Origin of the sequence: Nonomuraea turkmeniaca (genome assembly GCF_005889735.1) — a bacterium.
GTDB classification, from domain to species: domain Bacteria; phylum Actinomycetota; class Actinomycetes; order Streptosporangiales; family Streptosporangiaceae; genus Nonomuraea; species Nonomuraea turkmeniaca.
In genome coordinates this window covers 1-8,852 of the sequence record NZ_VCKY01000342.1, presented here as the reverse complement: position 1 = coordinate 8,852, position 8,852 = coordinate 1, and the positions used below count along the sequence as shown (strand labels likewise).

The window sequence follows — 8,852 nt, the reverse complement described above, 5'->3', positions numbered from 1 at the left end:
ACATCCTGGACGACCGGCTCCATCCCGTCCGGCCGGGCGAGGTCGGCGAGTTGTACATTGGTGGGGCGGGGCTGGCCAGGGGCTACCTCAACAGTCCTGCTCGCACGGCGGAGAAGTTCCTCGCGGCGCAACTCGGCATGCGCCCCGGCACGCTGCTGTCGGTCACGGGGCCCGGCGACAACGCCATCGTCCTGGTCTGGCAAGGTCACCAGCCGGTCTTCGACTCGCTCCAGCCGGTCCTCATGCGCTTGAACGCGCGCCCGGGCGACCAGGTGTACGTCACGGTGGACGGCTACCGCCTGGAAGCCCAGATGACCGCCTGAGCGCTCACCACGTCCATGGGGTCCGGTGCGCACGTAACGGCGCTCGGCCCCGTGCGGGGTCAGAGGCCGTTTTCCTGGAGGCCACCAGCCACGTGCGGCGGGTGGCGGCCCACTTGGCGGAGCCGTACAGAAGGGGGAAACGGAAAGCCCACGTCAGAGGAGCACCCCGCCGGGGTCGGCAACCGCGGACCGGCGACGCCGGGCACCACCTCGACACGCCGCAGGCCCTGACACCGAACCCAACGCGCCGAGCCACAAGGCCACCATCACGACGGCACCGACGCCGAAGCCCGTCCCCGGTCACGCTCGCGCGCCGCCGAAGTGCGAACGCACGAGGAAATGGCCACTAAGCAACGGCCCCCACGAACTTACGACCACACGAAGCCACGACCGCACGAAGCCACGACCGCACGAAGCCACGGCCGCACGAAGCCACGCCCGCGGCCACCCGGCGTCGACGCATGAGAAGCAAGGGCGGCACGAACGAGGTCGCGGTATGCAGCCGACCGGCGCGGAGCACCGAGCCACGCCCGCACAGAGCCACGCGCACGGCGCCGGCCCAGGCGGGTGCGGCCGCGTGCCTCACCCCGTCACGGGGCGTCGAACAGGCGGAGTCGGTGGGCGGTGGCGGCGGCCTCGCCGCGGGTGGCGGCGCCGAGCTTGGCCAGGATGTTCGAGACGTGCACGCTCACCGTCTTGACCGAGATGAACAACGCCTCGGCGATCTCCCGGTTGCTCCGCCCGCTGGCCACCTCCCGCAGCACCTCCAGCTCTCGCGCCGTCAACCCCAGCGGTTGCCCCTCCCCGGCGGACTCATCCGACCCCCCGATCCTGGCCCGCCGCCCGAAGACGTCGATCTGCTCCAGCAGCGGTGTGGCGCCGAGTTGCCCGGCGAGCTCCCGCGCCCGCGTCAGCCGCGTAGCCGCCTCCTGCCGATCCCCGGCCGCCAGCGCCGCCTGCGCGACGCCCACCAGGCTCCTGGCCTCCTCGTACGGCTGCCGCAGCGCCGCCCACGCGCCCGCCGCCAGATCCCAGGCCTTGACCTGCCAGGCGACCAGCTCCGCCGCATCCGCGATCGGCGACTCCGGCCCGGTCAGCGCGCTGAACGTGAGCCGCTGCGCCTGCTGCAGATCCCCCACGACCGAGAGCTCCTGCCCCAGCGCCCGAAGCCGCGGCGACAGCGACAGAGCGAACTGCGCGAGCGCGCCGGGGGCTTGCGCCGAACCCACGCCAGGGCCGGACTGGGCGGGTCCGGAGCGCTGTGCGGGCGGCACGACGGCCACCAGGAGCCGGGCGAAGGTCACCAGGACCGGCCAGGCATACCGCGGGCTGGACACCAGATCCTGCTCCGCCAGGGCGCGGTCCGCCGCCCGCACCGCCTCCTCCATCTGCCCCCGCGCCTGCAGCAGCCGCACCTCCCTGCACAGATGCGGCAGCACCGTCTGATCCCGGTACGTCCCCCGCGACAACACGCTGCGGGACATCCCCAGCGACTGCTCCGCCCGGTCGAGCTGCCCCCGCGCGAGCGCGATGTCCGTGGCGTACCCCTGCAGGCTGGCCCGGTAGGGCGCGGGCGGCGTGAGGTCGAGGGCATGCTCGATCACCTGGAGCGCCTCGTCCCACCGCCCGAGCGACACCAGCGGCTCCGCCAGGTTGATCGCGAGGAACGTGCCCGACGTGCGGGCCAGGCCGTAGTGGGCGGCCTCTTCGACGCCGTCGCGGGCGACCTGGGCGGCCCGCTCGTGCCAGCCGGCCCCCTCCAGCGCGTCGGATTCGGAGATGGAACAGCGCATCAGCGCGTTGTACGCGTCCCCGCCGGCGGCGACGGCTCGCGCCTCGGCGAACGCCGCCATCTGGGCCTCGACCTCGGAATAGCCGAAGCGTGCCCAGGTCAGATCGATGAGGGCGTGTGCCTCGACGTTGGCGTCACCCACCTCGCGGGCGATCTCCCTGGCCTGCTCGCCCGTGGCGATCTTCTCCGGCCAGTCCTCGGGCCCGTGAAGCATGCGTGACAGGGTCTCCAGCACCTGCGCGCGGAGCTTGCTCGGCGGGTCGGCGGGCACCAGCTCGGCGGCGCGGCGCAGGTCGTCGAGGTAGCCGGGACGCCCCAGGTCGTAGCGGGTCAGGCCGCGCTGGCGCAGCACGACGGCGGTCCTGATCGGGTCGGCCTGCTGGTCCAGCTCGGCCAGCGCGGCGCTGGCCAGGGCGATGGAACGCTCGTACTCGCCGGCGAGGTGCGCCACCGTGGCGATCTGCTTGAGCACGTCGAGCCGGTCGCAGCCGATGCGCTCGGCCGCGTCGGGCACCTGGTCCCACAGCTCCAGCACCCTGGACAGCATGCCGAGCTGCTCGTCGTACGCCGTCGACTTGCGGGCCTCGCCGGCCGCGTGCCACGCGCTGACCAGCGCCCAGGTGGAGTCGTGGGCCGAGTGCCAGTGGTGGGCCAGCTCGATCGCGCCACGCGGGGCGGGCAGGATCGACAGGTCGCGCTCCAGGGCCTCGGCGTAGCGGGTGTGCAGGCGGGTGTGCTCGCCGGGCAGCAGGTCCTCGTGGAGCGCCTCGCGGATGAGCGCGTGCCTGAAGCTGTAGCCCTCGCCGTCGACGACCAGCACGTTGCCGGCCACGGCGGGTCGCAGCGCGCGGGAGAGCGAGCTCTCGTCGAGCCCGGCGACGGCGGAGAGCAGGTCGTGCTCGATGCGCTGGCCGCCCGCGCTGGCCACCCGCAGCAGCTCCTGGGTCTCCTCCGGCAGCCGCTCGACGCTGGCGAGCAGCAGGTCGCGCAGCGACTCGGGCAGCGCGTCGCCGCCTCCGGCCTCGCTGAGCAGCGCCTCGACGAACAGCGGGTTGCCCTCGCTGCGCGCGTAGATGAGGTCCATGTCGGCGGGGGACGGCTCCCGCTCCAGGATGCTGGCCGCCTGGGCGACCGCCTCCCTGCGGGTCAGCCTGCGCAGGTCGGCTCTGGACACCCACTCCACCCGGCCCAGCTCGGCGAGCATCGGCCGCAGCGGGTGGGTGCGGTGCAGCTCGTCGGTGCGGTACGTGACCACGATCAGCAGGCGGCCCGCGGTGCGCTGGTAGCGGACCAGGAAGGACAGCAGGTCGCGGGTGGACCTGTCGGCCCAGTGCGCGTCCTCGACGACGAGCACGGCGGCGCGCTCCTCCGCCAGCCGCTCCAGCAGCCCGAGCACCAGCTCGAACAGGCGGGCTCTGGCCTCCGGGCCGCCCCTGTCCGGCTCCCCGAACTCGGGCAGCAGCCGCGCGAGCCCGCGCGCGTCGCCCCCGGGCACGAGCGCGGCGACCCCGTCGCGGCCCAGCTGCCGCACGAGCCCGCGCAGCACGGCGGTGAACGGCGCGAACGGCAGGCCCTCCGTGCCCAGCTCCAGGCAGCCGCCGACGAGCACCATGGCGTCGTCGGCCCGGTCGATGAACTCGCCGACCAGCCGCGTCTTGCCGACCCCGGCCTCGCCGCCGACCAGCACGGTGGACGGCATCCCGGCACGCGCTCTGGCCAGCGCGTCCCCAAGCACGGAGAGCTCGCGGGCACGCCCGACGAACAAGGGGCTAACGGCGTGAATACTCACGTAGGTAAGGATGCCACCCGCGTCCGACAGAAGCGCCGGCCCGCCAATCCGTGAGACGGCCCGGGGAGCTAGCGCAGCACCTTGCGGAAGAACGTGGCCGACGCCTCGTAGCCGAGCGCGTGGTAGAACTCCGGCGCCCGCCGCGTCGCCATGGCCACGTATCCCGCCTCGCGCGAGCGGGCCCACCGCTCGAACTCCTCCAGCAGCGCCCGCCCGAGCCCCTGCCGGCGCGACCCCGACTGGACCATGGCCTCCTCGACCCAGGCGACGGGCCCGTTGGCGAACAACGTCAGATGCACGAAACCCAGCAGGTAACCGTGGACGTGCCCGTTCACGACGGCCGTGAGCAGCAGGGCGTCGTCGTTCGCCAGCAGCGCGGGCAGGGCGGCGTCGAAGGCCCCGCGCTCGGGCTGGAACGTCAGCCCGAATTCACGCGCCAACGCGAACACCTCGTCCGCGTCCGACTTCTCCGCTCTCCTGATGAGAAGATCGTCAGCCGTCATGAGCAATGACACTAGATGGTCCTGCATCGCCTGCGCAAACATCCTCTCTACAGGTCACCCAGGCCGAGCTGGCGCGCGATGAGCATGCGCTGGACCTCGCTCGTGCCCTCCCCGATCTCCAGGATCTTGGCGTCGCGGTAGAAGCGGCCGACGGGGAACTCGTTCATGAACCCGTACCCGCCGAACACCTGCGTGGCGTCGCGGGAGTTGTCCATGGCCGCGTTGGAGGCGACGAGCTTGGCGATCGCCGCTTCCTTCTTGAACGGCATCCCGGCCAGCATGCGCTCGGCCGCGTGGTAGTAGGCCAGGCGGGCGGTGTGGGCCCGCGCCTCCATGTCGGCGATCTTGAACTGGATGGCCTGGTAGTGGCCGATCGGATGGCCGAACGCCTTCCTGTCCCTGACGTACTTCAGGCACTCGTCCACGCAGCCCTGGGCCAGGCCCACGCTGAGCGCGGCGATCGCGATGCGGCCCTCGTCCAGGATCTGCAGGAACTGGGCGTAGCCACGGCCGCGCTCGCCGAGGAGGTTCCCGGCGGGCACGCGGCAGTCGGCGAAGGACAGCTCGCGGGTGTCGGAGGCGTTCCAGCCGACCTTGGAGTACTTCTTGGAGACGGTGAAGCCCGGCGTGCCGCTGGGGACGAGGACGGTGGAGATCTCCCGTTCGCCGGTGAGCGCGGCCACGCCGACGACGGCGGTGATGTCGGTGCCGGAGTTCGTGATGAACGCCTTCGTCCCGTTGATCACCCATTCCGCGCCGTCCAGCACGGCCGTGGTCCGCATCCCGCCCGGCACGTCCGTCCCGCCGCCCGGCTCCGTCAGGCCGAACGCGCCCAGCTCGGCGCCGGAGGTGAGCCTGGGCAGCCAGTGCTCGCGCTGCTCCTCGGTGCCGAACCGGTAGATCGGCATCGCGCCCAGCGACACCGCCGCCTCGAGGGTGATCGACACGCTGGAGTCGACGCGGGCCAGCTCCTCCAGCGCCAGGCACAGGGCGAAGTAGTCGCCGCCCATCCCGCCGTACTCCTCGGGGAACGGCAGGCCGAACAGGCCCATCGCGCCCATCTGCCGCACGATGTCGTACGGGAACTCCTCGCGCTCGTAATAGTCGCCGATCACGGGGGCCACCACGTCGCGGGCGAACGCCTCGACCGTCTTGCGCAGCTCTTCGTACTCGTCCTTGAGCATGTCAACCTTTCGACAGCGCCTGCACGACGCGGGATGGGCTGGGCCGGCCGAGCAGCCCGGCCAGCCAGGTGCTGGTGGCCACGAGCTTGCCCAGGTCGAGCCCGGTCTCGATGCCGAGCCCGCGCAGCATCCAGACGAGGTCTTCGGTGGCGAGGTTGCCGGTGGCGGACTCGGCGTAGGGACAGCCGCCGATGCCGCCCGTGGAGGCGTCCACGGTGGTCACGCCCGCCCGCAGCGCCGCCAGGGTGTTGCCGAGCGCCTGGCCGTAGGTGTCGTGGAAGTGCACGGCGAGCCTGTCCGGCCGGCGGAACGCCTTGATCAGGGCGGTCACGTGCCCGGGCGTGCCGACGCCGATGGTGTCGCCGAGCGACAGCTCGTAGCAGCCGAGCCCCAGCAGCCGCTCGCCGACCGTGACGACCTGCGCGATCGGCGTCGGACCCTCCCAGGGGTCGCCGAAGCACATCGACACGTACGCCCGCACCCTGACACCACTGTCCACCGCCTTGGCCACGACCGGCTCGAACATGTCGAACTGGCTTTCCAGGCTCCGGTTGAGGTTCTTGGCCGCGAACGTCTCGGTGGCGCTGGCGAAGATCGCGATCTCGTCCACGCCGAGGCCGAGGGCCCGGTCGAGACCGCGCAGGTTCGGCACCAGCACGGGGTAGCGCACGCCGGTCCTGCGGTGCAGCCTGGTGAGCAGCTCGTCGGCGTCGGCCAGCTGCGGCACCCACTTCGGGTGCACGAAGCTGGTCGCCTCGATCACCTTGTGTCCCGCGTCCGCGAGCCGGTCGATGAACTCGGCCTTGACCTCGACGGGCACGACCGCGGACTCGTTCTGCAGCCCGTCGCGCGGGCCGACCTCGTAGATCGTGACCTGCTGCGGCAGGCCTTCCATGGGATACGCCCTGCTCATGGCCTCACTCCGTTCGGCGGGCTCGGTCGCCAGACGCCGCCGCCTTCCCCCGCTCTGGTCGCTCCGCTCCCGCCGCTCCTCCAAACGACGGCACTCCCTCGCTGATCACGGCCAGGACGGCGTCCATGTCGACCGATTGGCCGGCCTGCGCGGGCAGTTCGGAGAGCACGCCGTCGCGCGGGGCGGTGACCGTGTGCTCCATCTTCATGGCCTCCACGATGATCAGCGGCTGACCCTCGCTCACCTGCTCGCCGACCTGCGCCTTGACGACCAGGACCGTGCCGGGCATGGGGCTGCGCACCACGCCGTCCCCGGCCGCCGCGGTCCCCGGCCGGTCGCCGGGATCGCCGATGAGGTGCCGGGTGAACGCCCACGCCCGGCCGTCTCGGCCGAGCCACAGCGTGTCGCCGTCGCGTACGTGCACGTAGTGCTCGGTGCGCCCGCCGAGCGTGACCGCCAGCCCGGCCGCATCGGACCCGCCCTTCCGGATCCGCGCGGCCACGTTCACTCCGTTGATCCGCACCTCGGCGGACTCTTCGGGCAGGCCGCGGACCTGGACCGGATGCACGCCGTCCCTGGACTCCAGCCGCCACGTCGTCCACGCGGACTCGCCGACCCGCCAGCCGTCGGTGACCTCCCACGGGTCCTCGCCCTGCGGGAGGGCGTGGAAGACCAGCGCCGCGGCGGCCAGCGCCTCGTCCGGCACCTCCACGCCGGGGACCAGGTCGGGGAGCGCACGCTCGACCAGGCCGGTGTCCAACTCGCCCGCCACGACGGCCGGGTGGGCGGCCAGGGCACGCAGGAACGGAACGTTGGTGACCACGCCCAGCACGGCCGTGCCGGCCAATGCCCGGTCGAGCGACCTGAGCGCCGCTTCCCTGTCCGGCGCCCAGGCCACGACCTTGGCCAGCATCGGGTCGAACTCGCTGCCCACGACCCCGCCTTCCGCCAGCCCCGAATCCACCCGGACGCCGGCCGTGGCGTCGTCGCGGGGTTCGCGGAGGAGGAGCACGCGACCGCCCGTGGGAAGGAAGCCGCGGGCCGGGTCCTCGGCGTAGACGCGAGCCTCGACGGCGTGCCCGTCGAGGCGCACGTCCTCCTGCCCGAACGGCAGCCGCTCCCCCGCCGCCGCCCGCAGCTGCAGCTCCACCAGGTCCAGACCGGTCACCATCTCCGTGACGGGGTGCTCGACCTGCAGACGCGTGTTCATCTCCATGAAGTGGTAGGCCCCGGTGGCGCCGTCCACGATGAACTCGACCGTGCCGGCGCCCGCGTACCCGACCGCCCGCGCGGCCTCCACCGCCGCCGCCCCCATCCGGGCGCGCGCCGGCGGGGTCACGAAGGGCGACGGGGCCTCCTCGATGATCTTCTGATGCCTGCGCTGCAGGCTGCACTCGCGCTCGCCGAGGTGGACGACGTTGCCGTGGGTGTCGGCCAGGATCTGGATCTCGATGTGGCGAGGGCGCTCGACGTACCGCTCGATCAGCAGGGTGGCGTCGCCGAAGGCGGCGCGGGCCGTACGCCGCGCCGACTCCAGCGCGTCGGGGAGCTCGGCGGCCGACCGCACCAGCACCATGCCTTTGCCCCCGCCCCCGGCGGACGGCTTGATGAGGGCGGGGAAGTCCCGCCAGGCCGCCAGCGCGTCGCCGGGCTCGGCCGCACCCGGGACCACCGGCACCCCGGCGGCCGACACGGTGGCCTTGGCGCGGATCTTGTCGCCCATCGCCTCGATGGCCTCGGCCGGCGGGCCGACGAAGACCAGGCCGGCCGCGGCGCACCGCCGCGCGAACTCGGCGTTCTCGGCCAGGAACCCGTATCCGGGATGGACGGCTTGCGCGCCCGACGCCAGGGCTCCCTGGATGATCGCCTCAATATCCAGATATTTCGGCACCTGAAGGGCTATGTCGGCTTCAAGCACGTGCTTGGCGCCCGCGTCGGACGCCGTGTGCACGGCCACCGACGTGATGCCGAGCCTGCGCAACGTGCGGGCGATGCGTACGGCGATCTCGCCCCTGTTGGCGATCAGAACACGGTCGAACAACATGCGTCACATCCGGAAGACGCCGTAACCGGCGGGCTCGAGGGGGGCGTTGGCCGCCGCGGACAGCGCCAGGCCGAGAACGGTGCGGGTGTCGAGCGGGTCGATCACGCCGTCGTCCCACAGCCTGGCCGTGGAGTAGTACGGGTTCCCCTGGTGCTCGTACTGGGCCCTGATCGCGTCGGCGTCGGCGGTGCCGACCGTGGTGAGGACGTTCGCGGCCTGCTCGCCCCCCATGACCGAGATGCGGGCGTTCGGCCACATCCACAGGAACCTGGGCGAGTACGCCCGCCCCGCCATCGCGTAGTTC

General features: G+C 72.5%; 6 protein-coding genes and 1 pseudogene. 1 reads left to right on the top strand and 6 read right to left on the bottom strand.

What is annotated here, in order from left to right; all coding sequences use genetic code 11:
• Positions 1-323: pseudogene (locus ETD86_RS50265) on the top strand (AMP-binding protein); the annotation flags it as partial.
• A gap of 590 nt (positions 324-913) precedes the next feature.
• Here the strand turns inward: ETD86_RS50265 and ETD86_RS50260 are convergent.
• From ETD86_RS50260 to ETD86_RS50235, 6 genes are all read right to left on the bottom strand, one after another.
• Positions 914-3,904 carry a helix-turn-helix transcriptional regulator gene (locus tag ETD86_RS50260; RefSeq protein ID WP_138673699.1) on the bottom strand — a complete coding sequence of 997 codons (2,991 nt, stop codon included), beginning with the start codon at positions 3,902-3,904 and terminating at the stop codon, positions 914-916.
• A gap of 68 nt (positions 3,905-3,972) precedes the next feature.
• Positions 3,973-4,407, bottom strand: a complete 435-nt coding sequence (locus tag ETD86_RS50255; protein WP_138673698.1) for a GNAT family N-acetyltransferase — start codon at positions 4,405-4,407, stop codon at positions 3,973-3,975.
• Positions 4,408-4,454: 47 nt separating this feature from the next.
• The gene (locus tag ETD86_RS50250; RefSeq protein WP_138673697.1) at positions 4,455-5,591 is read right to left on the bottom strand and encodes an acyl-CoA dehydrogenase family protein; all 1,137 of its coding nucleotides are present in this window, start codon (positions 5,589-5,591) and stop codon (positions 4,455-4,457) included.
• A gap of 1 nt (position 5,592) precedes the next feature.
• The gene (locus ETD86_RS50245) at positions 5,593-6,504 is read right to left on the bottom strand and encodes a hydroxymethylglutaryl-CoA lyase (protein WP_138673696.1); all 912 of its coding nucleotides are present in this window, start codon (positions 6,502-6,504) and stop codon (positions 5,593-5,595) included.
• Positions 6,505-6,508: 4 nt separating this feature from the next.
• Positions 6,509-8,548, bottom strand: a complete 2,040-nt coding sequence (locus ETD86_RS50240; protein WP_170223735.1) for an acetyl/propionyl/methylcrotonyl-CoA carboxylase subunit alpha — start codon at positions 8,546-8,548, stop codon at positions 6,509-6,511.
• A gap of 3 nt (positions 8,549-8,551) precedes the next feature.
• The coding region (locus ETD86_RS50235; protein WP_281287098.1) for a carboxyl transferase domain-containing protein at positions 8,552-8,852 on the bottom strand (301 nt) is incomplete at its 5' end.